Genomic DNA, 25,084 nt, shown 5'->3' on the forward strand with positions numbered 1-25,084 from the left:
GATGCTCCTCGCCCCGTGATGCAACCCTGGCATGAGTTTACGGCCAAGGCTGTGCCGGAGCGCACATGAACCTGCGTCACCACGGGGGCGTCGGAAGCACCACCTCCACGCGCATCGGACACGAGAGTTTGTTTCTGACGGAAAGGGGCCGGAACCGACTTCGGTCTGGCGTGCAGCTTGGCCCGCTTCTATGGTGATTCCGCCGAACCGGGGTCAGGGCAGACCCGGCGTGACCGAGGACGCGCGTATGCTTTCACATACCGGCAGCACGATCCTGCGCAATGAGCTTGGGGTCGAAGAGACGATCGAGTCCGACAACATCGTTCGCTGGGACGGGGACCGGCTCTACGTCGAGCAGGATGTCTATCACAACGGCCAGCTCGTCCACCGCAAGTACCGCAGGACGGTGACGGAGCCCGTCGCCCGGGCCCTCTGGGAAATCATCAACCGCGCCAAGCAATAGGCCGGTTCGACGGGCGGGCTCAGGCGGCGATCGCCGTGGCCGCCGACTCTGCTGCCCGTGCCACATCGATCTGGGCCCGGGCCCCATCGAAGGCGGCTTTCAGGGTTGCCGAGACATCCTCCACCGCGACGAGGACCGCGAGCTTCTGAGCCACAGCCTTGTCGGCGAGGGTGCGGGCGGCGGTTAGAATGGTCTCCTCGAAGGCCGAGAGATCCGACCTTGCGTCCCGTCCGGCCGCCCGGTCGGCGTCCGCGAGTCGCGCCAGCGCCATGTGCAGGGCCTGACCCAGGACGAGGTTCTTCACCCGTTCCTGCAGGAGGGCTCTCTCTTCGAGCTTCATCGCGGGCAGACCACCGATTCGCGTTGCCCGGACACTGTGTCACCGTGGCGCAGCGAGCGCAGCGGTTCTTATGCAACAGGTCGTATCTCTGCCGCCTCTGCAACCAGAGCGGCGCTATCACAAACGCCTGAGGTCGACCCCCTCGATCCGGTGGCTCGCGCCCTTGGTGAGGATGAGGCTGGCCCGCTGCCGGGTCGGCAGGATGTTCTCGCGAAGGTTGGGGAGGTTGATCGTCGTCCAGAGGCGGTCGGCGATGTCCAACGCCTCGGCCTCTGGGATCTCGGCGTATTTGCGGAAGTAGGATCGGGGGTCGCGGAAGGCGGTCTGGCGCAGGCGCATGAACCTCGTGACGTACCAGCGGTGCAAGTCGTCCTCATGCCCGTCGAGGTAGATCGAGAAGTCGAAGAAGTCGGACACGAAGGGAACGGCCGTGCCGTCCCGGGGCAGGCGGGCGGGCTGCAGGACATTCAGCCCTTCGACGATGAGGATGTCCGGGCTTTCGACCACCCTCTCCTCCCCCGGGACCCGATCGTAGACGAGGTGCGAGTAGAGCGGCGCCGTCACCCGCTTCTGGCCGGACTTCACCTCGTGGAGAAAGCGCAGCAGCGCGGCGGTGTCGTAGCTCTCGGGAAAACCCTTGCGCTCCATGAGGCCGTGGGCGGCGAGTTCGGCGTTCGGCAGCAGGAACCCATCGGTGGTGACGAGATCGACCTTGGGCGTGTTCGGCCAGCGGGCGAGGAGGGCGGCGAGGATGCGCGCGGTGGTGGATTTGCCCACCGCCACCGATCCGGCCAGCCCGATGATGTAGGGGAGCTTCGTCTCGCGCTCGGCGATGAGGAAGCGTTGGGTCGCCTTGAACAGACCCTGCGTCGCTGCAACGTAGAAGGAGAGCAACCGGGACAAGGGAAGGTAGATCTCCACGACCTCTTCGATGGAGATCGGGTCGTTCAGGGATTTCAACCGTTCGAGATCGTCGGCGTTGAGGGTGAGGGGAGCGTCGGCGCGCAGATGCGCCCACTCCTCTCGGCTGAAGTGACGGTAGGGCGAGAGGCTGATCTTGCCGTCCGTAATCGCGGCCGGCGGGTTCACGCGTGGCGCCTCGATGCCTTCTCGGCGAGGCCGCTCTGGGCGGTGCGGCGCTCCAACTCGTCCATCACCGCGTCGAGCTCGACGTTGCCGGCCTTGAGCAGCACCATCAGGTGATAGAGGACGTCGGCCGCCTCGTTCTTCAGCCCCTCGCGGTCGCCCTGGACCGCCGCGATGGCAGCCTCCACGGCTTCCTCACCGAGCTTTTTGGCCGCCTTGGCAGGACCGCCGGCTAGGAGCTTGGCGGTGTAGGACGCGTCAGGGTCGGTACCGGCGCGGCTGGCCACGAGGCTTGCGAGGTCGGCGAGGGTGTAGCGGCTCATGAAATGTTCTGCACTGTCGTTCGCGCTATAGGCGAAATCCCGGCAGGAAACTGCGCCAGGGCGAGCCGGCGGGCAAGCGCCTCGCGTGAGAGGAGAGGCGCTTTGTCCCGGAAGGGTTTATCCGGACGCCTTCAACCGTTCGGCAGATGGCGGGCCAGGGCGTCGAGGACGGCCATGCGCACGGCGACGCCCATCTCCACCTGCTCGCGGATCAGTGACTGGGCACCGTCCGCTATTTCCGAGGAGATCTCGACGCCGCGGTTCATCGGGCCGGGATGCATCACCAGGGCGTCCGGCTTGGCAAATCCGAGCTTCTCGGCGTCGAGGCCGTAATAGCGGAAGTACTCCTTCACCGAGGGGACGAAGGAGCCGTTCATGCGTTCGCGCTGGAGGCGCAGCATCATGACGATATCGCAGCCGTCGAGCCCCTTTCGCATATCGGTGAAGGTCTCGACCCCGAACCGCTCGATCCCCGCCGGCAGAAGGGTCGAGGGGGCGACGAGGCGCACCTGCGCGCCCATCGCCTGGAGCAGGATGAGGTTCGACCGGGCCACCCGGGAATGAAGGACATCCCCGCAAATCGCCACCCGGAGGCCCTCGATCCGGCCCTTGTTGCGCCGGATCGTCAGCGCGTCGAGAAGCGCCTGGGTCGGATGCTCGTGGGCACCGTCCCCGGCATTGACTACGGCGCAATCGACCTTGCGCGCCAGCAGGTGGACCGCTCCGGCCGATTGATGGCGCACGACGATGATGTCGGGACGCATGGCGTTCAGCGTCGCGGCCGTGTCGATCAGCGTCTCGCCCTTTTTCACCGACGAGGAGGCGACGGACATGTTCATCACGTCGGCGCCGAGGCGCTTGCCGGCCAGCTCGAAGGAGGATTGCGTCCGCGTCGATGGCTCGAAGAACAGGTTGATTTGGGTCCGGCCCCGGAGGGTCGTGCGCTTCTTCTCGACCTGCCGGGAAACGTCCACGGCCGCGTCGGCGGCATCGAGGAGGGTCTCGATGTCGGGCCGGGTCAACCCCTCGATGCCGAGGAGGTGCCGGTGCGGGAACGGCGCGGGGATGGGGATCGGGGCGGTCATGGCAGGGGCTGGGTGTAGGTGCCGCCAGCGAGTCCCGCAAGCGGGGCGGCGTGCCGGCGCTTGCCCCTCCCCTCTGCGGAGTTTTCGTCGCGGCTGGTAACTTTCCGGGACAGTTCCACGTATTGCGCAAAACCGAACGGTGTTTCCCGGAGACAGGACGCGTGACCGCCTCCCCCGCCATCGACGCCCCGGACAAGGCCGCGCCCGAGCGCATCGGCCGGAACGGACGGCGTCTGATCTACCGCCATCCGCTGTTGATCAGGCTCACGCACTGGATCAACGCCGCGGTGCTGCTCGTGCTGCTGATGAGCGGCCTGCAGATCTTCAACGCGCACCCGGCCCTGTATTGGGGTGCGACCTCCACCTTCGACACTCCGGCGCTGGCGATCACCAGCGAGGATACGAGCGGCACCAATCGCGGTGTCGTCTATGTCGGTCAGCACAAGTTCGACACGACCGGCGTGCTCGGCCTGTCGAACGTCGGCGGCGTCGAAGCGGACCGGGCCTTCCCGTCCTGGGCCACGTTGCCCTCGAACCAGGATCTCGCCACCGGGCGCCGCTGGCATTTCCTGTTCGCGTGGCTGCTGGTCATCAACGGGACGATCTACCTGCTCTACGGCCTAATCTCCGGCCAGCTCCGCCGCCGGTTGATCCCCGAGGGTGATCAGATCCGCGATTTCGGCGGCTCGGTGAAAGAGCACCTCCTCCTGCGCTTCCCCGAGGGCGAAGAGGCCAAGCGCTACAACGTCATCCAGAAGCTCACCTATCTCGGCGTCGTGCTGATCCTGCTGCCGGCGATGGTGCTCGCGGGTCTCGCCATGTCGCCCGGCGTCGATGCCGCGTGGCCGTGGCTCACGGAGCTCTTCGGCGGCCGTCAGTCGGCCCGCAGCGTCCATTTCATCGCGGCGGGGCTCATCGTGCTGTTCGTGGTCGTCCACGTGGTGCTCGTGCTGGTCTCGGGCGTCGTCAACAACCTGCGCGGGATGACCACCGGCTGGTTCAGCATCGGCCGGGTGCGCCCCGCCGGGGAGGATGTGCGATGATCCTGCACCGCCGACGCCTGCTCACCGCCACCGCCGGCCTCGCCGGCACCGCCCTGCTGGGCGGCTGCGACCGGTTCGCCGGAACCGATGCTGGCCGCCACACCCTTCGGGTCGGGGAGGATGCCAACCTCTACGTCCAGCGTCTGCTGATGTCGCCCCAGACGCTGGCGCGGGAATTCCCCGAATCGATGATCTCGCCGTGGTTCAAGCCGAACGGCTCGATCGACCCGCCCGACACAGCCTACAAGGCGCTCGCCGCGAAGAACTTCTCCGACTTCAAGCTGAAGGTCGATGGCTTGGTCGATACGCCGCTCTCCCTGAGCCTCGCGGACCTGCGCGCCCTGCCCTCCCGCACCCAGATCACTCGCCACGATTGCGTTGAGGGCTGGAGCTGCATCGGCAAATGGTCCGGTGTGCCCCTGGGCGAGGTGCTGAAGAAGGCCGGGCTGAAGCCGCAGGCGCGCTATGCCGTCCTACACTGCGCCGACACCTTGGAGTATGCCAGCGCCGACGGCGCATGGCTGAAGCCAAAGGATCCGAGCGCGGTGCGCGAGGCGCATGCCGCCTATGTCCAACTCGCGGCGGCGGGCGACTGGGGCGGCTCGCCCACGGGCGTCCAGAACGGTGATTCCAATGGCGATGCAGATGACGGGTCGGATGGCCGCAGGCCGATCCGCTACTACGAGACCATCGATCTGTTCGATGCCTTCAACCCCCAGACGATCCTCGCCTACGACCTGAACGGCAAGGCCCTGCCGGTGTCGAACGGAGCGCCGCTGCGCCTGCGGGTGGAGCGCCAGCTCGGCTACAAGAACGCCAAATACGTGATGCGGGTGGAGATGGTGTCCTCCCTGGCCGGACTCGGTGACGGCAAGGGCGGCTACTGGGAGGACCGCGGCTACGAGTGGTACGCGGGGATCTGATTCCGTTCGATCGCTTCGGTCACTCCGCCCCACTGCCGTTGTTGCGAGCGCAGCGAAGCAATCCAGTTGGCATCGCCTCATCCGGACAAGGCGCGCTCTGGATTCCTTCGACTTCGCCTCGCAATGACGGCGGGCGAAGCGGCGGGCGGCAGAGTGCGCAGGTGCCGCCATTTGACAACCCGCCGCCGCTCACCCACTTCTCCGCCCCGCGAGACCCCGGCCGGCGGCGGGCTCGATCGCGCTCCGAACAATCCGTCGCGCCGCGCTCCCCCGAGGGAGCAGAGGGTTCTGGATGAAAGTCGTCGTCGTCGAGTCGCCGGCCAAGGCCAAGACGATCAACAAGTACCTGGGTCGCGACTATGAGGTGATCGCCTCCTTCGGCCATATCCGCGACCTTCCGGCCAAGGACGGGTCGGTGGATCCCGAGCAGGACTTCCACATGGTGTGGGAGCTCGAGGATCGCGGTTCGAAGCGGGTCAGCGAGATCGCAAAGGCGGTCAAGGGCGCCGAGAAACTGATCCTCGCGACCGACCCGGACCGTGAGGGTGAGGCGATCTCCTGGCACGTCCTCGAAGCGCTGACGGCGCGCAAGGCCCTGAAGGGCATTCCCGTGGAGCGGGTGACCTTCAACGCCATCACCAAGTCCTCCGTCGAGCAGGCGATGCGCAAGCCGCGCCAGATCGACCAGGCGCTGGTGGATGCCTACCTCGCCCGCCGGGCGCTGGACTATCTCGTCGGCTTCAAGCTCTCGCCGGTCCTCTGGCGCAAGCTCCCCGGTGCCCGGTCGGCGGGCCGGGTGCAATCGGTCGCCCTTCGCCTCGTGGTCGAGCGCGAAATGGAGATCGAGGCGTTCAAGCCCCGGGAATACTGGTCGATCATCGCCACACTGGCCACGAAGGACGGGGCGACCTTCGAGGCCCGTCTCGTCGGGGCGGACGGCAAGCGCATCCAGCGCCTCGACGTCGGCAACGCGGAGGAGGCGGCGGCTTTCAAGCGCGACCTGGAAGCGGCGAGCTTCGTGGTGGCGAGCGTGGAGGCCAAGCCGGCCAAGCGCCATCCCCAGCCGCCCTTCACAACCTCCACGCTGCAGCAGGAGGCGTCCCGCAAGCTCGGGATGGCCCCGGCCCAGACCATGCGCGTCGCCCAGCGGCTCTACGAAGGCGTCGATGTCGGCGGTGAGACGGTGGGCATCATCACCTATATGCGGACCGACGGCGTCGACATGGCGCCTGAGGCCATCGCCGATGCCCGCCGGGTGATCGGCCGCGAATTCGGGGATCGGTACGTTCCAGGCGCCCCGCGCAAGTACAGCGTGAAGGCCAAGAACGCCCAGGAGGCGCACGAGGCCGTGCGCCCCACCGACATGGGCCGCCGGCCGAAGGACGTGGCCCGCCACCTCGAACCCGAGCAGGCCAAGCTCTACGAATTGATCTGGACGCGTACCATGGCGAGCCAGATGGAATCGGCTGAGCTGGAGCGCACCACCGTCGACGTCCACGCCACCGCGGGCGGACGACGGATCGAGCTTCGTGCCACCGGGCAGGTGGTGAAGTTCGACGGCTTCCTCGCCCTCTATCAGGAAGGCAAGGACGACGAGGAGGACGAAGAGAGCCGCCGTCTGCCGAAGATGGACGCGGGCGATCCCCTCCGCCGGGAGAAGATCGCCTCCACCCAGCATTTCACCGAGCCGCCGCCGCGTTATTCCGAGGCGAGCCTCGTGAAGCGGATGGAGGAACTGGGCATCGGCCGGCCCTCGACCTACGCTGCGGTGCTGCAGACCCTGCGGGATCGCGAATACGTCCGGATCGAGAAGAAGCGGTTGCAGCCGGAGGATAAGGGGCGCCTCGTCACGGGCTTCCTTGAAAGCTTCTTCCGCCGCTACGTGGAATACGATTTCACCGCCGACCTCGAGGAGCAGCTCGATCGGGTCTCCAATGCGGAGATCGATTGGCGGACCGTACTGCGGGATTTCTGGCGGGACTTCTCGGCCGCCATCGGCGAGACCAAGGAACTGCGGGTCGCCGAGGTGCTGGAAGCCCTCAACGGCCTGCTGGGCCCGCACATCTTCCCCGACCGCGGCGAGGGCAAGGACCCGAGGGGGTGCCCGAATTGCGGTGAGGGGCAACTGTCCCTCAAGCTCGGTAAGTTCGGCGCCTTCATCGGGTGCTCGAACTATCCCGAATGCACCTATACGCGGCAATTGTCGGCGACGGGCGTCAACGGCGAGGGCGACGGCTCGTCCCTCGACGGCGGTCAGCCGGGTGTCAGGGTACTCGGCAACGACCCCGCCACGGGTCTGCCGGTGACCGTACGCGACGGGCGGTTCGGCCCCTTCATCCAATTGGGCGAAGCCAGCCCCGAGAAGGGCGCGGAGAAGCCCAAGCGCTCCTCCCTGCCCAAAGGGTTGTCACCGTCGGACGTGGACCTCGACAAGGCGCTGGCGCTGCTCTCCCTGCCCCGGGAGATCGCCCGGCACCCGGAAACCGGCGAGCCGATCCTGGCCGGGATCGGGCGCTTCGGACCCTACGTCCAGCACGGGCGGACCTATGCCAATCTCGGCCGTGATGACGACGTGCTGGAGATCGGCGGGAACCGGGCGATCGACCTGATCGTGGCCAAGGAACAGGGGGGCGGACGGGGCCGTCCGGCAGGCGATCCGGGCCGTTCCCTCGGCAAGGATGCGGAGAGTGGCCGCGACGTGGTGGTCAAGGCGGGTCGCTACGGCCCCTATGTCACAGACGGCGACGTCAACGCGACCCTGCCGAAAAGTGCAAGCGCCGAGAGCCTGACGCTGGACGACGCGTTGAAGCTGATCGCGGCCAAGCGCGAGGCCGGCGGCGGCAAGAAGGCGCCTGCCCGGAAGAAGGCGCCGACGCGCAAGGCCGATGGCGACAAGGCGAAGGCGCCCGCCAAGAAAACTGCGGCCAAGAAGGCGGCACCGAAGAAGAAGGCGACGGGCTGACGCCGCGCCGGCGTACCCGACCTCAGCCCGGGGGCATCGGCACCTCGCTCCCTGGACCCAGCGATGGGCCTGGGGGAAGGGAAGCTCAGATGAGGTAGGTGACCGTCGCGGCGACGGCGGTCGCCAGGGTGGCGACGGCGAAGGCCGCGGGTGCCATAACGAAGCGGGCCGGGGTCCTCTCTTCCTCGGCTTCGCAGGCGAGCGCCAGTCCGGCGGCCCGCTCGAAGCGGATGAGGGCCTCGTGGCGGGTGTCGCACACGTCGTGGTTCATGTCCCACACCCCTTCCAATGGTCAAGGTTGCTGTAATCTAACGGCTTTCGGATGAATTGGTTCCCGGCTTCCAGGCCGGTGCGGGAAACGTTAACCACTGCCCCCGCACCCTGCATCGCATCGTCTGTCCGGGCAGCCCTCGCCTGTCGCGGCGCAGCATGCCAGTGTGCCGCGCTGCGGCCCGAGTCCGGGCTTTGATGTTTCCTATTTGTTCCGCTATGCTGGCGAGATGAAGGCGCATGCTCCCAGACGCAAAGCTTCCTCCGTTCCGACCGTCCCAGCCCGTGGGAGCGGTCGCGTGAGCGATCCGGCCCGCGATCTGTTTGGCGGTGCGGCCAAGGCCGTCGCCGTGCCGGAGGCTGCACCCGTGCCGGGGACCCGGCGGCGCCTGACCGAGGCGGCCTCGCCGGTCTCGCTGGCGGCGGCCTCGCCGGAGGCTGGCTACACCGCCTCCGACATTGAGGTGCTCGAGGGTCTGGAGCCCGTCCGGCGGCGTCCGGGCATGTATATCGGCGGTACCGACGAACGCGCCCTGCACCACCTCTTCGCCGAGGTGATCGACAACTCGATGGACGAGGCCGTCGCCGGCCATGCGAGCTTCATCGAGGTGGAGCTCGAAGAAGGGGGCGCCCTGGTCGTGACCGACAACGGCCGCGGCATTCCGGTGGACCCGCACCCGAAATTCCCGGGCAAGTCCGCCTTGGAAGTCATCATGACCACCCTGCACGCGGGCGGCAAATTCGACTCGAAGGTCTACGAGACCTCCGGCGGTCTCCACGGCGTCGGCATCTCGGTGGTCAACGCCCTGTCGGACGTGCTGGAGGTGGAGGTTGCCCGCAACCAGACCCTGTATCGGCAATGCTTCTCCCGCGGCCACGCCCAGGGCGCCCTGGAGATCGTCGGGCGTGTGCAGAACCGGCGGGGCACGCGGGTCCGCTTCCACCCCGACGCGCAGATCTTCGGATCGCTGAAGTTCGACCCCCGCCGCCTGTTCAAGATGGCGCGGTCGAAGGCGTACCTCTTCGGCGGGGTCGAGATCCGCTGGCGCTGCGCCCCCGCACTTCTGGAGGGTCTGGACGATGTGCCGGCCGAGGCGGTGCACCGCTTCCCCGGCGGCCTGTCGGACTACCTCGCCCGGGACATCGACGGGAAGGAGCTCGTGATCGATGCCGTCTTCTCCGGCAAGGTGACGAAGCCGGGTTCGCATGGCTCCCTGGAATGGGCCGTCGCGTGGACGGTGGCCGATGACGGCGTCTCCCATTCCTACTGCAACACCATCCCTACCCCGGAGGGCGGAACCCACGAGGCGGGCTTGCGAGTCGCCCTGCTCCGGGGGCTGCGGGAACATGCCGAGCGGGTCAATCAGGCCAAGCGGATGACCGCCGTCACGACCGACGACGTCATGGCGACCTGCGCCTCCATGCTCTCCGTCTTCATCCGCGAGCCGGAGTTCCAGGGCCAGACCAAGGACAAGCTCGCCACCGTGGAAGCTCAGCGCATCGTCGAGACGGCGGTGCGGGACGCGTTCGACCATTGGCTCGCCGGCTCCCCGGCCCAGGCCAACAAACTCCTGGACTGGGTGATCGACCGGGCGGAAGAGCGCCTGCGACGGCGACAGGAGAAGGAGGTCGCCCGCAAGAGCGCCACCCGGAAACTGCGCCTGCCCGGCAAGCTCGCGGATTGTTCCGCCGCCGGAACCGCAGGCTCGGAGATCTTCATCGTCGAGGGTGACTCCGCCGGCGGCTCGGCCAAGCAGGCCCGGGACCGGACGACCCAGGCGATCCTGCCCCTCCGGGGAAAGATCCTGAACGTCGCCTCTGCGAGCCGCGACAAACTCGGCGCCAACCAACTCATCGGCGACCTGACCCTTGCGCTCGGGTGCGGCACGGGAGCGAACTTCCGCGAGGCGGACCTTCGCTACGACAAGGTGATCATCATGACGGACGCCGACGTGGACGGCGCCCACATCGCGTCGTTACTGATCACCTTCTTCTATCGCCAGATGCCGAAGCTGATTGACAAGGGGCATCTCTACCTTGCGATCCCGCCCCTCTACCGGATCCAGCAGGGCTCGAGGATCGCTTACGCCAGGGACGATGCCGACCGAGAGCGGATCGTGAAGACCGTGTTCAAGGGGGGCAAGGTCGAGATCGGGCGCTTCAAGGGCCTGGGTGAGATGATGCCCGCCCAGTTGAAGGAAACCACCATGGACCCGAAGAAGCGCACGCTCCTCCGGGTCGCCGTCCTCGACGAGGCCAGGGAATCGACCGGCGACACGGTCGAGCGCCTGATGGGCAACAAGCCCGAGGCGCGGTTCACTTTCATCAGCGAGCGCGCCGCCTTCGCCGAGGGCGCCAACCTCGACATCTGACGAACTAGTGGCCCCCGGGAGGCGAATGATCTCCCCGGGGCGCTCCCCGGACTATTGCGCCGGAATGGCCTTGGCCGGGTCGAAGGCCTGCGCGGCCGAGATGGTGTCCTTGCCCATCTCCAGGATCGCCGAGAAGCGATCCCCCCCGGGCCGCAGGACCACGGCATTTGGCTCGACGGCGATGCGCTTGCTGCCGATGCCGAGGAACCCGCCAACATCGATCACGACGGCCTTGAGCGTGCCGCCATCGGTGACGAGCAGGTCATCGATCTTGCCGACGCTGTCACCGGCCGTGTTGCGGACTTCGACGCCAATCATCTTCGAGGCGAGGAAAGTGGCGGGCTTCAGGCCCTGACGCTTAGCGGCATCCTGAGCGCTCGCCGCCTGCATGAGACCGCCCCCGCCCGTGCCCCCCGTCGTCGATCCCGGACCCGTGCCGGGGAGGATCGTGTCCTTCCCGATGACGGTGGCGTCCTGGGCATGAGCTGGCACCGCCGCAAGACAGCAGAGCAACGGCAGCAGAGTAGGGAAGCGTGAGCGCGGCGACATGGGTCGATCTTCCGTCCGTGCGCCCGTTCGGTTACGGGCGCTGGTCAATCGGCCCATCCGGCGGTGGGTTCCACGACGTCACGTCGCACGGGTTTCGAAACGCGAAAAGCCCGGCCGTGGGGCCGGGCTTTCCGTAGAGAGGGTGCCGCGGCGTGAGCCGCGGCGATGTCCGGCTTAGTACGAGCCGAACTTGTAGTTCACGCCGGCGCGGACGACGGCGAACTCGGTCGAGGCGCGGGTGTTGGCCGGGCCGGAGACCAGGACCACGCCCGGGGAGGTGGTGGCGTAGGTCACGCCGCCAGCGTTGGTGGCGAAGGAGCCAGCCGAGTTGCGGCTGCGGTCGAGGTTCACGTACAGGCCTTCGACCTTCAGCGTGACGGCCGAGGAGCGGAAGAAGTTCAGGAACGAGTCGGTCGGGAGAGCGTACTCAACGCCACCGCCGACGGCGTAGCCGGTCTGGAAGTCGTTCGAGGACACGCCGGTGCCGAACTGACGGCCGCCGCCCGAGCCGTAGGCGAAGCCGCCGGTGCCGTAGACGAGGGTGCGGTCGAAGGCGTAGCCGAGGCGGCCGCGCACGGTGCCGAAGTAGTCGAGGCCCGACAGGCCGTTCGGGTTGTAGACGAGGGTGCCGGGGACGATCGCCGAGCCGGCCGGGGCGGCGGCCGAGAAGCGGTTCCGCTGGGCGCCGAAGTCGGCGTACTGGGCGTCAGCTTCGATACCGACGACCACGCCCGAACCCGGGGTGAACTGGTAGTTGTAGCCGATCTGACCGCCGCCAACGAAGCCTTCGTTGTTGTTGCGGTTGGAGAAGGCGAGAACGCCGGTGGTGGGCGTGTTGCCGGCGGCGAAGATGCCGGTGGCGGGGGAGACGCCGACGACGGTCGGGGCGCGGCTGGAAGAGGCATCGAAGCCGTAGCCGGCGTTGAAACCGGCGTAGAAGCCCGTCCAGGTGAAGACCGGCACCGGCGTGAACACCGGCGGCGGCGCAGCGCGGCGCGGAAGGTCGGCGGCCGAGGCGGCCACGGTCATGCCGGCGAGAACGGTCGATGCGAGGAGAAGCTTATTCATCGGGTTACCAGATCCTGGGGTTGGCTTAGGCCAGCGGCCTTCTAGGCGCTTGCGGCGAACGGGTCTGTCGCTTTCCTGCAACAAGCTCAGTGAGATTAGCCAGACCCCGTCAACGAAAGATGAAGGTTATGCAGGCGTAACGGCCCGTGCGGACCGATGTGCTCTATCGCACATGGGTTGCGCTAGCAGTGAAGCGCGCTGTACTCACGCCTAGGCCCCGTCGTGATTTGGGCGAAACCGGGGCACCTACTGGCGAACATTTGCTGGGTGACCGCAGGGGCCCTGCATCACAGACGTTTTATTTTAGGACGGCGCGACGTGTCGCGGCGTGGCGGCACTCACGGTCGCTTAACCGTGAGCGCAAACATTTCGGACCCGGGTCCGGCCCATGGACTCAGCCCCATCGCGCGGACTGAAAAAGCCAGCAGTGACGGCCGTCATCCCGGGCTTCCGCCGCCAGCGAGATTGACAAGTCGCCGCAAGGCTCTAGGTGAAACGACAATCGCCCGGCGGTCGCGGTTGCATCCGCAGGGCCGCTCTTTCCCGGATCGTTGCCGCGACGATGTCCTTCGCGCCGGCCGGGTGCGTGAATGTTGCCGATACGAAATGTCGTTCTCCGATCTCGGACTGAGTGAGAAAGTCCTCCAGGCCGTCACAACGGCCGGGTACACCGAGCCGACGCCGATCCAGGCGCAGGCCATCCCGCATGTGCTCGCGCGGCGGGACGTCCTGGGCATCGCCCAAACCGGTACGGGCAAGACGGCGGCCTTCACCTTGCCGATGCTCACCCTCCTCGAGACCGGGCGCGCCCGCGCCCGGATGCCGCGGACGCTTATCCTCGAGCCCACCCGCGAGCTCGCCGCCCAGGTGGAAGAGAGTTTCGAGCGCTACGGCACGAACCACAAGCTGAACGTGGCGCTGATCATCGGCGGCGTCTCCTTCGCCGACCAGGATGCGAAGCTGACCCGCGGCACGGATGTGCTGATCGCGACGCCCGGTCGCCTCCTCGACCATTTCGAGCGCGGCAAGCTCCTGCTGACCGGTGTCGAACTCCTCGTCATCGATGAGGCGGACCGCATGCTCGACATGGGATTCATTCCCGACATCGAGCGGATCGTGAAGATGGTGCCGTTTACGCGGCAGACCCTGTTCTTCTCCGCGACCATGCCGCCGGAGATCGAGCGGCTGGCGGACATGTTCCTCCATACCCCCCAGCGGATCGAGGTCGCCCGGCCATCCTCAGCGGCGACGACCATCACCCAGCGCCTCGTCGCGACCCCGGGCGAGGACCACGCCAAGCGCGACCGCCTGCGGCGTCTCATCCGCGCTGAGGAGTCGCTGACCAACGGAATCATCTTCTGCAACCGGAAGCGTGATGTCGCGACCCTGCAGAAGTCCCTCGTCAGCCACGGCTTCGATGCGGTCGCCCTCCATGGCGACATGGACCAGAGGGCGCGCATGGCCGCCCTCGACGGCTTCCGCAACGGCGAGACATCGCTGCTCGTGGCGAGCGACGTCGCCGCCCGCGGCCTCGACATTCCCGCGGTGAGCCACGTCTTCAACTTCGATATCCCGCGCCACCCGGAGGATTACGTCCACCGGATCGGTCGGACGGGCCGTGCCGGGCGTTCCGGCGCCGCCTTCACCCTCATCACCCCGGACGACGAACGGTCCCTCGGGGCCATCGAGACTCTGATCGGCCAGCCCATTCCGTGGCTCGACGGCGATCTGTCATCCCTTCCCGCCTCCGACGCCGAGCCGCGCAGCCGGCATCGGGGACGTGCCGGCGATGGCCGTCGCAAGGCAAGCGACCGGGGCGGAAAAGAAGGCCGCGAGCGTTCGGAGGGCCGGGAGCGCTCCGAAGGTCGTGAGCGTTCGGAAGGTCGTGAGCGTTCGGAAAGCCGGCACCGGTCGGCCCCCCGCTCCGCAGCGCCGGCCGCCCCCAAGCCGGAGCAGTCCCGGCGCGACGAAGCCCCCCGCCGGTCGACCCAGCGTCCTGAACGGGACGAGGCCGATCACGATACGCCCGTGGGCCTCGGCTCCCATGTGCCGGCGTTTCTTCTGCGTGCGCCAACCGTGAAGCGCGAACGCTGATCGGGCTGATGAGAGCGCTCGGTCGGACTGGACTGCTAAAATCTGAGGCGATTTAGGCCTCCAGACCAGCGAGTCCTGCAAAACGGACCAAAACGGAGGGCTCAAACCGCCCGCTTTTAACTGTGCGTGTACACACTGTTGCTACAACTCACAGTCAGCAGCTTTGCCCGTTGGGAACGGCTTGCCCCGAAGCGGGATGAGGATGGCCCAGGACGCTTTCCCCGATCGTGATCGTACCTTCGCTCTGGCGAAGCGGACGAACGAGCTCATGCGAGATTACGGACCCTCGGCGACGCCGCGGGCCTACGCGGTCTGGTATGCCTACGTGTCGGCGGAGGTGCCGCTCCTCAACGACGCCGTCAAACGATTGACCGCCGAAAAAGGACAGCTGAACGAGTTCGATATCGATCAGCTGTACGAGAGCTACCTCGACAGTAACCGGCATGCCGCCGATGCAGGCATCGTCAGCGAAACGGTGCTGGCGGAGCTGGCCCAAGTCAGTGAAATCCTCGATCTGTCCCTTGGCTCGACGCAGCAATACGGGGAGTCGCTCTCGAGCTTGTCGCATGACCTCGCCCAGGCCCAGCTCAGCCGCGTGCGCCTGGCTGAGATGGTCGCCTCCCTGGCGGCGGCGACGCGGAAGGTCGTGGCAGACAACCGGACCCTGGAGGCCCGCATCCGCGAAAGCCGGAGCGAGGTCGAACTGCTGCGGGAGAAGCTCGAGGCGACCCGGACGGAGAGCCTCACGGATCCGTTGAGCGGCCTATCGAACCGCAAGCATTTCGAGGAAATGATGCGGACCGCCGTCATGGAGGTCAGCAGAGGCGGCACCCTCAGCGTCGTCGTGGTCGATATCGATTACTTCAAGCGGTTCAACGACCAGTACGGCCACCTCACCGGCGATCAGGTACTGAGGCTCGTGGCCGTCGTGATGCGCGAGAGCGTCCAGCCGAATGCCCGCCTCGCCCGCTTCGGCGGCGAGGAGTTCGGGATCATCCTGCCCGGCGCGAACCGCCTCGACGCCATCCAGATCGCGGAAACGATCAGGGTAAACATGATCGGCCGGGAGCTGGTGAAGCGGTCGAGCGGCGAGTCGCTCGGCAAGGTCACCGTATCCCTCGGCGTCGCTGAGCACCGGTCGGGCGATACGCCCGCCTCGCTCCTCGAGAGGGCGGATCTGTGCATGTTCGCGGCCAAGCGCGCCGGGCGCAACCGTGTCATGGACGACGCGTCGATCCTGCCGTCCCAGGCCGCCTGAGCGGCGGCCTCCCGGTCCTGTCCGAGCTCCCTCACCTGGACAGATGAGGCCCTTCAGGCGGTGACGCGATCCGGCGAGACGGGGGTGATGGCCACCGACTCGCCGCAGCCACAGGCGGAAGTCTGGTTCGGGTTGTTGAACACGAACTGGGAGGCGAGCTTGGTGGTGGTGAAGTCCATCTCGGTGCCCAGCAGGAACAACACAGCCTTCGGGTCGATGAAGACCTGAACGCCGCGGTCTTCGACCACGTCCTCGCCGGGCTGGCGCGCTTCGGCATATTCCATCGTGTAGGTCAGGCCGGCGCAGCCGCCGTTCCTGACGCCGACGCGCAGGCCGGCCACGGGCTTGTCCGCCTGCGCCATGATCGCCTTGATCCGCTCGGCGGCGCGATCGGTCAGCGAAAGAACCTTGAAACTGGATGGCATCGTCGCTCTCCGGCCCGGACGGGGTAAAGGCCCGCGGGACGTGGGGTGGGTCTTGTCAAGATAAGCATCCCCGGCCCGCGGGTCCACGGGTCCGGTTGGCTCATGCGGCCGGTGCGGCCAGCCGGGCAAAGGTTCCGATATCGACGTTGCCGCCGCTGATGACGATGCCGACACGTTTGCCCCTCACATCGAGGCGCCCGTGCAGGACGGCGGCGGCGGCGAGGCAGCCCGTGGGCTCGACGACGAGCTTCATCCGTGCCGCGAAGAAGCGCATCGTGTCCACCAGTTCGGCATCGGACACGGTGACGATGTCGGTGACTTTCTCCCGGATGATCGGGAAGGTGAGGCGACCGAGATAGGTGGTTTGTGCACCGTCCGCGATGGTGCGCGGCACGGGAATGGTCACGATCCGCCCTTCGTGGAACGAGCGACGCCCGTCGTCGCCCGCTTCGGGCTCGACGCCATAGACCGCGATCCCGGGCGAGAGTTCCGCGGCGGCGAGGGCGCAGCCCGCCAGTTGCCCTCCGCCGCCGAGGCAGGCGACGAGCATGTCGAGGGGCCCGGTCTCCGCGATCAGCTCCATGGCCAAAGTGCCCTGCCCGGCGATGACCTCCCGGTGGTCGTAGGGCGGGATGAGGGTGAGCCCCCGCGCCTGCGCGATCTCCCGGCCGAGGGCTTCCCTGTCCTGGGTGTAGCGGTCGTAGCTCACGACCTCCGCGCCATAGCCGCGGGTGGCTTCGACCTTCACCGCGGGCGCATCCTCCGGCATGACGATGACCGCAGGCACATCGAGGAGGCGGCTCGCCAGGGCGATCGCCTGGGCGTGGTTGCCGGATGAGAAGGCGATGACCCCCCGCCGCCGGATCTCTTCGGGCAGGGCGCTGATGGCGTTGTAGGCGCCCCGGAACTTGAAGGCGCCGCCCCGCTGCAGGTTTTCCGCCTTGAAGAACAGGCTGGCGCCAGTCATGGCGTCCGCCGTGCGGGACGTCAGGACGGGGGTCCGGTGAGCCGCGCCCTCGATACGGCGGGCGGCGGCGGCCACATCCGCGAAGCCCGGCAGGGCGGCGTCGTCCATGGCCGGATCCGGCATCGCATCTCTCGCTTCAGTCATCCACCGCATCCGAGTCATTCAACGCCGGCAAAGCGGAGCCATTGGGAGTGCCGTGGATTACCCTGCATAAGGGGGAGCGGACAATGACACAGGATCATCGGTCGGTCGCAGTGTGGCGGGCGCACGCATGATGCGGGACGAAGGTGCCGCATCGGAGACGACCATCACCTTCCGCGGACGCGGGCTCGGGTTGCGCCGGGGAGCTCGGATCGTCGTCCTCGTTTGCCCCCTCTGTTCGCAACGCAATGGCTCTCGCGGGGCCGAACGCGGCGTCTGCGAATGGTGCGCCTACGTCCCCTCCCCGAAGGATGCCGAACTGGTGGTCGCTGCCTGAGGCGTCGTTCAGCGAGACCCCGCACACCGATGAATGAACAGGCCGATGGCGGCGCGCGTTAGCCTGATATGACCCTTCCCGTCGAGGGAAGGGAACAATGAAGGAGACGACCATGAGGAAATCCGCCCTCTTTGCCGCCGCTGGCCTGATGGCCTTCGGGACGGCGGCCCTGGCAGCCGAAAGCGGCCCGAGCACCCAGAGCACAACCGGAAACGCTGTGGGCCGGATGCAGGGTTCGCCCAACGCGGCCGGCTTCGGCAAGGCCGACTCGACCGGCAGTACCGGCTCCGGCGCGTCGAGCACCGCCCCGGGTCAGGAGATGCAGAAGGATGGCCGGATGCACGGCTCGCCGAACGCCTCAGGCTTTAAGGGTGGCGAAGGCTCGACCTCCGGCAGCGGCAGCCGCTGACACGCCTTTAAAAAAAGAGCTGCGTCCGCTTCCGGACGCAGCTCCTGTTCCGGATCAAGTCCGGCCTTTCGTGAAGACGTCCACTTGTCCCGGCTTCCGAGAGGCCCCCACGACGGAGCGGAGGTCGATCCTGCCGAGGCTGGCCCCTCAGGTGTGGATGACCTTGCCGTAGGCATCGAGCACGCTCTCGTGCATCATTTCGCTGAGCGTCGGGTGCGGGAACACCGTGTGTATCAGCTCTTCCTCGGTGCTCTCGAGGTTCATCGCGACGACATAGCCCTGGATCAGCTCCGTCACCTCGGCGCCGACCATGTGAGCGCCGAGCAGCTGGCCGGTCTTGGCGTCGAAGACCGCCTTGATCATCCCGTCCGGCTCGCCGAGCGCGATGGCCTTGCCGTTGCCTGCAAAGGGGAAGCGCCCAACCTTCACGGCGAAGCCCTGCTCCTTGGCCTTGGCCTCGGTGAGCCCGACGCTGGCGATCTGCGGTTGGCAATAGGTGCAACCGGGGATCTTGCCCTTGTCCATCGGGTGGGTGTGCAGGCCCTTGATGGTCTCGATGCAGATGACGCCTTCATGCTCGGCCTTGTGGGCGAGCATGGGCGGCCCCGCGACATCGCCGATGGCGTAGAGGCCCGGCACGTTGGTCCGGCCGAGTCCGTCGGTGACGACGCAGCCCCGGTCGGTCTTCACCCCGAGCTTTTCGAGGCCGAGATTCTCGATGTTGCCGAGAACGCCCACCGCCGAGATCAGCTTCTCAGCGGTGATCTGCTGCGTCTTGCCGTCCCCGCCCTCGATAGTGGCAGTGATCGAGTCGGCCCCCTTCTCGACCTTCGTCACCTTGGCGCCGGTGAGGATCTTGATGCCCTGTTTCTCGAAGCGCTTGCGCGCCATGGCGGCGATCTCGGCATCCTCCACCGGCAGGATCTGCGGCAGCACCTCAACCACCGTCACCTCGGCGCCCATCGTCCGGTAGAACGAGGCGAACTCGATGCCGATGGCGCCCGAGCCCATCACCAGCAGGCTCTTGGGCATCGTCTCGGGGACCATGGCCTCGTAATAGGTCCAAATCTGCTTCTTGTCGGGCTCGATGCCGGGAAGCGCCCGGGGCCGGGCGCCCGTCGCCACGATGATATGCTTGGCCTGGTAGGTCCCCGCGCCCTTGGCGCCCTTGGGCGGCTCGGCCCGCTTGCTCTCCTTCACGGTGACCTGGCCGGGCTGGTTGCCCTTGGCGACGGAGTCCACCGACGCCTCGCCCCAAATCACATCGACCTTGTTCTTCTTGAGCAGCATCCCGACGCCGCCGTTCAGTCGGGCCGAGACGCCGCGCGAGCGCTTGACGATGGCGGCGGTGTCGAACCCGACCTTCTCCGCCGTGAGGCCGTACTCGCCCGGGTGCTGGAAGTAGTGGAAGATCTCGGCCGAGCGCAGCAGCGCCTTGGTGGGGATGCAGCCCCAGTTCAGGCAGATGCCGCCGAGGTGCTCCCGGTCGACCACGGCGGTCTTGAAGCCGAGCTGCGCCGAGCGGATCGCCGTGACGTAGCCGCCGGGCCCGGCGCCGATGATGAGGACGTCATAGGTGTCGGCCATGGGTGCCTCCTGCTCCCCTTCGCCTTCCGGGAAGGGGCCGGGGTGAGTCGTGCGGATGGGTCGCCGGGTTGGCGTTTCCCCCTCCCCGCGGGGGGAGGGAGACGCGCCTCACACCAGCATGCCCATCGGGTTCTCGATCAGCCCCTTGAAGGCCGAGATCAGTTCCGCGCCAAGCGCCCCATCGAGGACCCGATGGTCGCAGGACAGGGTGCAGGTCATCACCTGGACCACCGCAGGCGCCCCGTCCTTCACGACGACGCGCTTCTCGCCCGCGCCCACCGCCAGGATGCTCGATTGCGGCGGGTTGATCACGGCGGTGAAGTGCTTGATGCCGAACATGCCGAGGTTCGACACCGAGGTGACGCCGCCCTGGTATTCCTCCGGCTTCAGCTTCTTTGCCCGCGCCCGGGTGGCGAAGTCCTTCATCTCGTTGGAGATGGTGGACAGCGTCTTCTCGTCGGCCCGGCGGATCACCGGGGTGAACAGCCCGCCGTCGATCGCCACGGCGACCCCCACCTCCGCATGCTTGAAACGCAGCACCCGGTCCTCGGCCCAGACCGCGTTGGCGGCCGGAACACGGGTGAGCGCCAAGCCCATCGCCTTGATGACGAAGTCGTTCACCGAAAGCTTGAACGCGGGCTTCCCTTCCTTGTCCTTGGATGCGGAGCCGTTGAGGGTCTCGCGCAGCTTCATCAGCGCGTCGAGCTCGCAATCCACCGTCAGGTAGAAGTGCGGCGCCACCTGCATCGCCTCGGTGAGGCGCTTCGCGATGGTCTTGCGCATGCCGTCGAGGGGCACTTCCTCGTAGGCATCCTTGGCGAAGAAGCCGCGAACCTGATCGAGGGAGAGGCCGGCCGGTGCGCCGCCCGCGGGGGGGCCCTTCGGGGCCGGGGCGGCCGCCTTCGGTGCGTCGGCGGCGGGTTTGCCCGCCCCGGCGGCGGGTTTGGTGACACCGGACGCCTTGGCCTCCTGCACGTCGCGGGCGATCACCCGGCCGTGGGGGCCGGAGCCCTGGATGGCGCCGATGTCGATGCCCTCCATCTTCGCAAGACGGCGGGCCAGCGGAGACGAGAACACCCGGCCCTCGCCGCCCCCCGAGGCCGGCGGCGGAGCGGGCTGCCCGGCCGCCGGGTTGACCGCCTTGGCCGCGTCGGGTGCCTCGTTGGAGCGGGCGTAGGACATCTGCGCGTCGCCGGACGTCGTCACCGCGTCCGCCTTCGGCGCGTCGGCCGGGGTTGCCTTCTGAGCCTCCGCCTTGCCGCCGTTCCCAGCCGGCGCCTGGATGCTACCCGGATCCTCGCCCTCGCCCGCGATGAGGGCGATCAGATCGTTCACCGGCACGTCGGCGGTGCCCTCGGGTACGACGATCTTGGCAAGGACGCCCTCATCGACGGCCTCGACCTCCATGGTCGCCTTGTCGGTCTCGATCTCGGCCAGCACATCGCCGGACTTGATCGGATCGCCTTCCTTCTTGAGCCACTTGGCGAGGTTGCCCTTCTCCATCGTCGGGGACAGGGCGGGCATCAGGACGTTGATCGGCATGGTCTTCAGGTCTCGGGCGGGGCCGGGGCGGCGAAGGTGAGAAGATCGTCGAAGGGGAAGGCCAGGGCACGCCCCGGCCGGGGGCATCGCAACGCCTTCCGCCAGCCGCCCACGGCGCGCGTTGCGGGATACGCTGGCTGCGTTCCGCGGTCGGCGCAGGGGGCGGGGAGCGGCGCTGCCAGGGCCATCGGCGACCGCGTCAGTTGAAGTCGCCCGGAGCGAGGCATTCCGCCTCGATCGCGGCGCGAATTCGGTCGAAGGCCTCTTCCTCCGACATGTCGGTATCGACGGCGTAGGCGCGGGCGGCCTGCCGGGCGAGGTCCACGAGAAGCCGGCCCCAGGTCGCCGGATCGTCGAAGGAGCGACGCAGGGCGACGCTCACCGCGCCGTCCACCACCGCCGCGCGCAGCACCTCGACCCCGCCCTGTTCGAGGGCGTCGGGCGGGACGGCGAGTTCGGCGAAATCCTGACTCATGGCGCGTGGCCCGTGTGCTTGCCGCCTGGGGCGAGGGGGTGGTGGCGTGTCGTCATGGCGGCCCGCAGTCCCGTTGCCGGTTCCCCTTCCCCCCGACCTTGCCGCGGGACGGCACCGGATGCTGCGATGTCACGCTGCCCTGGATCGCTTCGCTCCGCTCGCAATGACGGGTGGAGGGGATCGACCGGACGGAGCCGCCCGGTCGCGGGGTCACTTGTAGCAGACGGCCTTGGCCGCCTCGACGACCTCGGCCACGTTCGGCAAAGCGAGCTTCTCGAGGTTGGCGGCGTAGGGCATCGGCACGTCCTTACCGGTCACCCGCAGCACCGGGGCGTCGAGGTAATCGAAGGCATCGACCATCAGCCGGGCCGAGATCTCGGCGCCGACGCCCGATTGCGGGAAGCCTTCCTCGATGGTCACGCAGCGGCCGGTCTTTTTCACCGATTCCAGCACCGTCTCGGTGTCCATCGGGCGGATCGTGCGAAGGTCGATCACCTCGGCCTCAATGCCCTGCTCGGCCAGCACCTGAGCCGCCTTGAGGGCGTAGGTCATTCCGATGGCGAAGGAGACGAGGGTCACGTCCTTGCCCTCCCGGTGAATTCGGGCCTTGCCGATGGGCAGCACGAAGTCGTCGAGCTTGGGCACCGGGAACGACTGTCCATAGAGGATCTCGTTCTCGAGGAAGATGATCGGGTTCGGGTCCCGGATCGCCGCCTTGAGCAGGCCCTTGGCATCGCTCGCCGTGTAGGGCGCGATCACCTTGAGTCCCGGCACGTTCGAGTACCACGCCGCGTAGTCGTGGCTGTGCTGGGCGGCGACGCGGGCCGCCGCGCCGTTGGGCCCGCGGAACACGATGGGACAGCCGAGCTGGCCACCCGACATGTAGAGGGTCTTGGCCGCCGAATTGATGATCTGGTCGATCGCCTGCATGGCGAAGTTGAAGGTCATGAACTCGACGATCGGTTTCAGGCCGGCGAGCGCCGCGCCGACGCCAATGCCGGCGAAGCCGTGCTCGGTGATCGGGGTGTCGACCACCCGCTTGGCGCCGAATTCCTGCAGCAGCCCCTGGGTCACCTTGTAAGCGCCCTGGTACTCGGCGACTTCCTCGCCCATCACGAAGACGTCGCCGTCCCGGCGCATCTCCTCGGCCATGGCGTCGCGAAGGGCCTCGCGGACCGTCATCGTCACCATGGGGGTGTCAGCGGGGAACTCCGCCATCACCGGCTCCTTCGCCTTGTTCGTGATCGTCGCCGGGGCGGCCGGGGCGACGGGAGCGTCGTCGCTGGTCTTGGACGTCGCCGCGGGCTTGTCCGTCAGGCCCTCGGCCTGGGCGGTGGGGGTGGGGGCCTGCTGGCCGCCGGCATCGTGTCCGTTCGCCTTCGGGCCGCCCTTGCCACCGGAGGCGGCGGCCTTCTCGACGTCCTCGCCCTCCTCAGCGATGATCGCGATGGGGGTGTTGACGGCGACGCCCTCGGTTCCCTCGTCGATCAGGATCTTGGCGAGGACGCCCTCATCGACCGCCTCGACCTCCATGGTCGCCTTGTCGGTCTCGATCTCGGCCAGCACGTCGCCGGACTTGATCGGGTCGCCGACCTTCTTGAGCCATTTCGCGAGCTTACCCTCCTCCATGGTCGGAGACAGGGCGGGCATGAGGATATCGGTCGCCATGATGAGTTCTTCGCGTCGCTCTCGTGCGGGGGCGGCCTAAGGGGTTCAGGCTCGGGCGGTCAGGCCTTCGCCTCGAGCAGGATGTCGGTCCACAGCTCGGAGGGATCGGGCTCGGGATCGTCCGTGGCGAATTCCGCGGCGGCGTTCACCGTTTCGCGCACCTTGGCATCGGTGGACTTGATGTCGGACTCCGGCACGCCGTGCAGTTCGAGAAGGCGCTTGCGGACCATCTCGATCGGGTCGTGCTCGTCCCGCATCTTCGAGACCTCGTCCTTCGTCCGGTACTTGGCCGGATCGGACATGGAGTGGCCGCGGTAGCGGTAGGTCTGCATCTCGAGGATGAAGGGGCCCTTGCCGGAGCGGGCATGCTCGATCGCCCGGCCGGCCGCCTCGCGCACCGTGCGGACATCCATGCCGTCCACCGATTCGCCGGGGATGCCGAAGGAGAGGCCGCGTTTGGAGAAGTCGGTCTGCGCCGAAGCCCGGGCCACCGAGGTGCCCATGGCGTAGCGGTTGTTCTCGATGACGTAGACCACCGGCAGCTTCCAGAGGGCCGCCATATTGAAGCTCTCGTAGACCTGACCCTGGTTGGCGGCGCCGTCGCCCATATAGGTGAGGCTCACCTTGCCGTTGCCGCGGTAATGGTCCGCGAAGCCGAGCCCGGTGCCCAGCGAGACCTGTGCGCCGACGATCCCGTGGCCGCCGAAGAACTGCTTCTCCCGGCTGAACATGTGCATCGAGCCGCCCTTGCCGCGGCTGTAGCCGCCCCGGCGGCCTGTCAGCTCGGCCATGACGCCCTTCGGATCCATGCCCGTGGCGAGCATGTGGCCGTGGTCTCGGTAGCCGGTGATGACCTGGTCGCCGTCCACGGCCGCCATCTGCATGCCGACCACCACGGCCTCCTGGCCGATATAGAGGTGGCAGAAGCCGCCGATGAGGCCCATCCCGTAGAGCTGGCCCGCCTTCTCCTCGAAGCGGCGGATCAGCAGCATCTCATGGTAGGCGTGGAGGTCTTCCTCGCGGGTGAACTGGGGCATGTTCGGGGCCGGCTTGTGGGCCTCGGTCGCCGCCGACGACGGGCCGGCAGCGGGCTCGCTCTCAGCCGTCTTGCCAGCTTCCATGTCGTGTCTCCCGCACTCGCGCTGTCTTCTGGCGGGTGTAGGCTAGGCGCTGACCGAAAGCGAGGGCCGCCCCTCTGACAGGGAGGCGCCGATGTCAGATCGCCCCACAGGGAATCGTCGCGCCGCGGGGATGAGGCCACGTGTGACGGCCGTGGCCCGATCGATCTCAGGGATCGATGATGACGACGTCGTTGGCGTGGACGCGCCCGAGCACGATCCGGGCCCGCTCCTCGAGAAGGTCGCGGTCGATCTGGTCGCTCTTGAGCAGGCCGACGCGGTGCTCCCACACGGCGCGGTCCGCCTTCACGGCGGCCAGTTCCTGATTGAGAGCGTAGGCTTTGATCTTGAGCGCCCGCTTGGCTTCGAGGCCGCGGTTTCCGCTCTCCGCCTGCACGATGAAGTACCCGCAGACGAGGGCCGACAGGGTCCAGAGACCCAGCGGCAGGACAACCATTCTGACGCGGCGACGGACGACCATGACTGAACCCTGCCGCGGGAAGGTTAACGGGGGGTTGCGGGATTGCGCCGTAAACGCCGTCCGCCACCCTCGTCATTGCGAGCGCAGCGAAGCAATCC

Annotated in this window: 24 protein-coding genes; 8 read left to right on the forward strand and 16 right to left on the reverse strand. The window is 67.5% G+C overall.

Going from position 1 to position 25,084, the window contains the following annotated elements:
• Positions 1 to 247: 247 nt before the first annotated feature.
• The gene (locus MFF22_RS12260; RefSeq protein ID WP_238249246.1) at positions 248 to 463 is read left to right on the forward strand and encodes a hypothetical protein; all 216 of its coding nucleotides are present in this window, start codon (positions 248 to 250) and stop codon (positions 461 to 463) included.
• Positions 464 to 482: 19 nt separating this feature from the next.
• Here MFF22_RS12260 and MFF22_RS12265 read toward each other — a convergent pair whose 3' ends face one another.
• The 4 genes from MFF22_RS12265 to MFF22_RS12280 all read right to left on the reverse strand — a co-directional run bounded on the left by MFF22_RS12265 (position 483) and on the right by MFF22_RS12280 (position 3,297).
• A complete protein-coding gene (locus MFF22_RS12265; protein WP_238249247.1) occupies positions 483 to 803 on the reverse strand; it encodes a hypothetical protein in 321 nt (106 codons plus the stop codon).
• Positions 804 to 920: 117 nt separating this feature from the next.
• Positions 921 to 1,892 carry a type I pantothenate kinase gene (coaA, locus tag MFF22_RS12270; protein ID WP_238249248.1) on the reverse strand — a complete coding sequence of 324 codons (972 nt, stop codon included), beginning with the start codon at positions 1,890 to 1,892 and terminating at the stop codon, positions 921 to 923.
• On the reverse strand, positions 1,889 to 2,212 hold the full coding sequence (locus tag MFF22_RS12275) for a phosphoribosyl-ATP diphosphatase (protein ID WP_238249249.1): 324 nt from the start codon (positions 2,210 to 2,212) through the stop codon (positions 1,889 to 1,891). The genes coaA and MFF22_RS12275 overlap by 4 nt, the downstream gene beginning before the upstream one ends.
• Positions 2,213 to 2,343: 131 nt before the next feature.
• On the reverse strand, positions 2,344 to 3,297 hold the full coding sequence (locus tag MFF22_RS12280; protein ID WP_238249250.1) for an aspartate carbamoyltransferase catalytic subunit: 954 nt from the start codon (positions 3,295 to 3,297) through the stop codon (positions 2,344 to 2,346).
• Positions 3,298 to 3,458: 161 nt separating this feature from the next.
• On the opposite strand from MFF22_RS12280, the gene MFF22_RS12285 reads away from it, so the two are divergent.
• From MFF22_RS12285 to topA, 3 genes are all read left to right on the forward strand, one after another.
• Positions 3,459 to 4,340 (forward strand): cytochrome b/b6 domain-containing protein, encoded by an 882-nt coding sequence (locus tag MFF22_RS12285; RefSeq protein ID WP_370877589.1) that lies wholly within the window; start codon positions 3,459 to 3,461, stop codon positions 4,338 to 4,340.
• A complete protein-coding gene (locus MFF22_RS12290) occupies positions 4,337 to 5,263 on the forward strand; it encodes a molybdopterin-dependent oxidoreductase (RefSeq protein WP_238249251.1) in 927 nt (308 codons plus the stop codon). The genes MFF22_RS12285 and MFF22_RS12290 overlap by 4 nt, the downstream gene beginning before the upstream one ends.
• A 292-nt stretch (positions 5,264 to 5,555) precedes the next feature.
• A complete protein-coding gene (gene topA, locus MFF22_RS12295; protein WP_238249252.1) occupies positions 5,556 to 8,225 on the forward strand; it encodes a type I DNA topoisomerase in 2,670 nt (889 codons plus the stop codon).
• Positions 8,226 to 8,310: 85 nt separating this feature from the next.
• On the opposite strand, the gene MFF22_RS12300 is transcribed toward topA, so the two are convergent.
• Positions 8,311 to 8,496 carry a hypothetical protein gene (locus tag MFF22_RS12300; protein WP_238249253.1) on the reverse strand — a complete coding sequence of 62 codons (186 nt, stop codon included), beginning with the start codon at positions 8,494 to 8,496 and terminating at the stop codon, positions 8,311 to 8,313.
• A gap of 298 nt (positions 8,497 to 8,794) precedes the next feature.
• Between MFF22_RS12300 and parE the strand changes: the two genes are divergently transcribed.
• On the forward strand, positions 8,795 to 10,867 hold the full coding sequence (gene parE, locus MFF22_RS12305) for a DNA topoisomerase IV subunit B (RefSeq protein ID WP_238249254.1): 2,073 nt from the start codon (positions 8,795 to 8,797) through the stop codon (positions 10,865 to 10,867).
• Positions 10,868 to 10,918: 51 nt separating this feature from the next.
• On the opposite strand, the gene MFF22_RS12310 is transcribed toward parE, so the two are convergent.
• Positions 10,919 to 11,257: a PRC-barrel domain-containing protein gene (locus MFF22_RS12310; RefSeq protein WP_238249255.1), complete on the reverse strand. Its 339-nt coding sequence runs from the start codon at positions 11,255 to 11,257 to the stop codon at positions 10,919 to 10,921.
• A 333-nt stretch (positions 11,258 to 11,590) separates the two neighbouring features.
• On the reverse strand, positions 11,591 to 12,484 hold the full coding sequence (locus MFF22_RS12315; RefSeq protein WP_238249256.1) for an outer membrane protein: 894 nt from the start codon (positions 12,482 to 12,484) through the stop codon (positions 11,591 to 11,593).
• A 606-nt stretch (positions 12,485 to 13,090) separates the two neighbouring features.
• Here MFF22_RS12315 and MFF22_RS12320 point away from each other — a divergent pair.
• Both MFF22_RS12320 and MFF22_RS12325 read left to right on the forward strand, forming a co-directional pair.
• A complete protein-coding gene (locus MFF22_RS12320) occupies positions 13,091 to 14,578 on the forward strand; it encodes a DEAD/DEAH box helicase (protein WP_238249257.1) in 1,488 nt (495 codons plus the stop codon).
• A gap of 202 nt (positions 14,579 to 14,780) precedes the next feature.
• A complete protein-coding gene (locus MFF22_RS12325) occupies positions 14,781 to 15,836 on the forward strand; it encodes a GGDEF domain-containing protein (RefSeq protein WP_238249258.1) in 1,056 nt (351 codons plus the stop codon).
• A gap of 53 nt (positions 15,837 to 15,889) precedes the next feature.
• On the opposite strand, the gene MFF22_RS12330 is transcribed toward MFF22_RS12325, so the two are convergent.
• Together MFF22_RS12330 and MFF22_RS12335 are read right to left on the reverse strand one after the other, a co-directional pair.
• Entirely contained in the window at positions 15,890 to 16,261 is a 372-nt protein-coding gene (locus tag MFF22_RS12330; protein ID WP_238249259.1) for a HesB/IscA family protein, read from the reverse strand.
• A 100-nt stretch (positions 16,262 to 16,361) separates the two neighbouring features.
• Positions 16,362 to 17,372 (reverse strand): threo-3-hydroxy-L-aspartate ammonia-lyase, encoded by a 1,011-nt coding sequence (locus tag MFF22_RS12335; RefSeq protein ID WP_238249260.1) that lies wholly within the window; start codon positions 17,370 to 17,372, stop codon positions 16,362 to 16,364.
• 446 nt (positions 17,373 to 17,818) lie between these two features.
• On the opposite strand from MFF22_RS12335, the gene MFF22_RS12345 reads away from it, so the two are divergent.
• A complete protein-coding gene (locus MFF22_RS12345; RefSeq protein WP_238249262.1) occupies positions 17,819 to 18,115 on the forward strand; it encodes a hypothetical protein in 297 nt (98 codons plus the stop codon).
• 147 nt (positions 18,116 to 18,262) lie between these two features.
• On the opposite strand, the gene lpdA is transcribed toward MFF22_RS12345, so the two are convergent.
• From lpdA to MFF22_RS12380, 7 genes are all read right to left on the reverse strand, one after another.
• Complete coding sequence (gene lpdA / locus MFF22_RS12350) at positions 18,263 to 19,702, reverse strand: dihydrolipoyl dehydrogenase (protein ID WP_238249263.1); 1,440 nt, start codon at positions 19,700 to 19,702, stop codon at positions 18,263 to 18,265.
• 108 nt (positions 19,703 to 19,810) lie between these two features.
• On the reverse strand, positions 19,811 to 21,244 hold the full coding sequence (locus MFF22_RS12355) for a pyruvate dehydrogenase complex dihydrolipoamide acetyltransferase (RefSeq protein ID WP_238249264.1): 1,434 nt from the start codon (positions 21,242 to 21,244) through the stop codon (positions 19,811 to 19,813).
• Positions 21,245 to 21,249: 5 nt separating this feature from the next.
• A complete protein-coding gene (locus MFF22_RS12360) occupies positions 21,250 to 21,432 on the reverse strand; it encodes a hypothetical protein (protein ID WP_238249265.1) in 183 nt (60 codons plus the stop codon).
• An 11-nt stretch (positions 21,433 to 21,443) separates the two neighbouring features.
• Complete coding sequence (locus MFF22_RS12365; protein WP_238249266.1) at positions 21,444 to 21,719, reverse strand: DUF5076 domain-containing protein; 276 nt, start codon at positions 21,717 to 21,719, stop codon at positions 21,444 to 21,446.
• Between the two features lie 210 nt (positions 21,720 to 21,929).
• The gene (locus MFF22_RS12370) at positions 21,930 to 23,387 is read right to left on the reverse strand and encodes a pyruvate dehydrogenase complex E1 component subunit beta (RefSeq protein WP_238249267.1); all 1,458 of its coding nucleotides are present in this window, start codon (positions 23,385 to 23,387) and stop codon (positions 21,930 to 21,932) included.
• A 59-nt stretch (positions 23,388 to 23,446) separates the two neighbouring features.
• On the reverse strand, positions 23,447 to 24,508 hold the full coding sequence (gene pdhA, locus MFF22_RS12375) for a pyruvate dehydrogenase (acetyl-transferring) E1 component subunit alpha (protein WP_370877588.1): 1,062 nt from the start codon (positions 24,506 to 24,508) through the stop codon (positions 23,447 to 23,449).
• Positions 24,509 to 24,674: 166 nt separating this feature from the next.
• Positions 24,675 to 24,986: an FtsB family cell division protein gene (locus tag MFF22_RS12380; protein ID WP_238249268.1), complete on the reverse strand. Its 312-nt coding sequence runs from the start codon at positions 24,984 to 24,986 to the stop codon at positions 24,675 to 24,677.
• Positions 24,987 to 25,084 lie beyond the last annotated feature (98 nt).

This window comes from Methylobacterium persicinum, assembly GCF_022179525.1.
Classification (GTDB): Bacteria; Pseudomonadota; Alphaproteobacteria; order Rhizobiales; family Beijerinckiaceae; genus Methylobacterium; species Methylobacterium persicinum.

Bases quoted from the DNA above. Each gene is read 5' to 3' on its own strand.
- MFF22_RS12325 (WP_238249258.1), top strand. From the start codon at position 14,781: ATGGCCCAGGACGCTTTCCCCGATCGTGATCGTACCTTCGCTCTGGCG.
- lpdA (WP_238249263.1), bottom strand. From the start codon at position 19,702: ATGGCCGACACCTATGACGTCCTCATCATCGGCGCCGGGCCCGGCGGC.
- MFF22_RS12360 (WP_238249265.1), bottom strand. From the start codon at position 21,432: ATGGCCCTGGCAGCGCCGCTCCCCGCCCCCTGCGCCGACCGCGGAACG.
- MFF22_RS12330 (WP_238249259.1), bottom strand. From the start codon at position 16,261: ATGCCATCCAGTTTCAAGGTTCTTTCGCTGACCGATCGCGCCGCCGAG.
- MFF22_RS12260 (WP_238249246.1), top strand. From the start codon at position 248: ATGCTTTCACATACCGGCAGCACGATCCTGCGCAATGAGCTTGGGGTC.
- MFF22_RS12280 (WP_238249250.1), bottom strand. From the start codon at position 3,297: ATGACCGCCCCGATCCCCATCCCCGCGCCGTTCCCGCACCGGCACCTC.
- MFF22_RS12300 (WP_238249253.1), bottom strand. From the start codon at position 8,496: ATGAACCACGACGTGTGCGACACCCGCCACGAGGCCCTCATCCGCTTC.
- MFF22_RS12370 (WP_238249267.1), bottom strand. From the start codon at position 23,387: ATGGCGACCGATATCCTCATGCCCGCCCTGTCTCCGACCATGGAGGAG.
- MFF22_RS12335 (WP_238249260.1), bottom strand. From the start codon at position 17,372: ATGACTGAAGCGAGAGATGCGATGCCGGATCCGGCCATGGACGACGCC.
- MFF22_RS12315 (WP_238249256.1), bottom strand. From the start codon at position 12,484: ATGAATAAGCTTCTCCTCGCATCGACCGTTCTCGCCGGCATGACCGTG.
- MFF22_RS12275 (WP_238249249.1), bottom strand. From the start codon at position 2,212: ATGAGCCGCTACACCCTCGCCGACCTCGCAAGCCTCGTGGCCAGCCGC.
- MFF22_RS12320 (WP_238249257.1), top strand. From the start codon at position 13,091: ATGTCGTTCTCCGATCTCGGACTGAGTGAGAAAGTCCTCCAGGCCGTC.
- topA (WP_238249252.1), top strand. From the start codon at position 5,556: ATGAAAGTCGTCGTCGTCGAGTCGCCGGCCAAGGCCAAGACGATCAAC.
- MFF22_RS12365 (WP_238249266.1), bottom strand. From the start codon at position 21,719: ATGAGTCAGGATTTCGCCGAACTCGCCGTCCCGCCCGACGCCCTCGAA.
- MFF22_RS12290 (WP_238249251.1), top strand. From the start codon at position 4,337: ATGATCCTGCACCGCCGACGCCTGCTCACCGCCACCGCCGGCCTCGCC.
- pdhA (WP_370877588.1), bottom strand. From the start codon at position 24,508: ATGGAAGCTGGCAAGACGGCTGAGAGCGAGCCCGCTGCCGGCCCGTCG.
- MFF22_RS12265 (WP_238249247.1), bottom strand. From the start codon at position 803: ATGAAGCTCGAAGAGAGAGCCCTCCTGCAGGAACGGGTGAAGAACCTC.
- MFF22_RS12380 (WP_238249268.1), bottom strand. From the start codon at position 24,986: ATGGTCGTCCGTCGCCGCGTCAGAATGGTTGTCCTGCCGCTGGGTCTC.
- MFF22_RS12345 (WP_238249262.1), top strand. From the start codon at position 17,819: ATGAGGAAATCCGCCCTCTTTGCCGCCGCTGGCCTGATGGCCTTCGGG.
- MFF22_RS12355 (WP_238249264.1), bottom strand. From the start codon at position 21,244: ATGCCGATCAACGTCCTGATGCCCGCCCTGTCCCCGACGATGGAGAAG.
- MFF22_RS12310 (WP_238249255.1), bottom strand. From the start codon at position 11,257: ATGCAGGCGGCGAGCGCTCAGGATGCCGCTAAGCGTCAGGGCCTGAAG.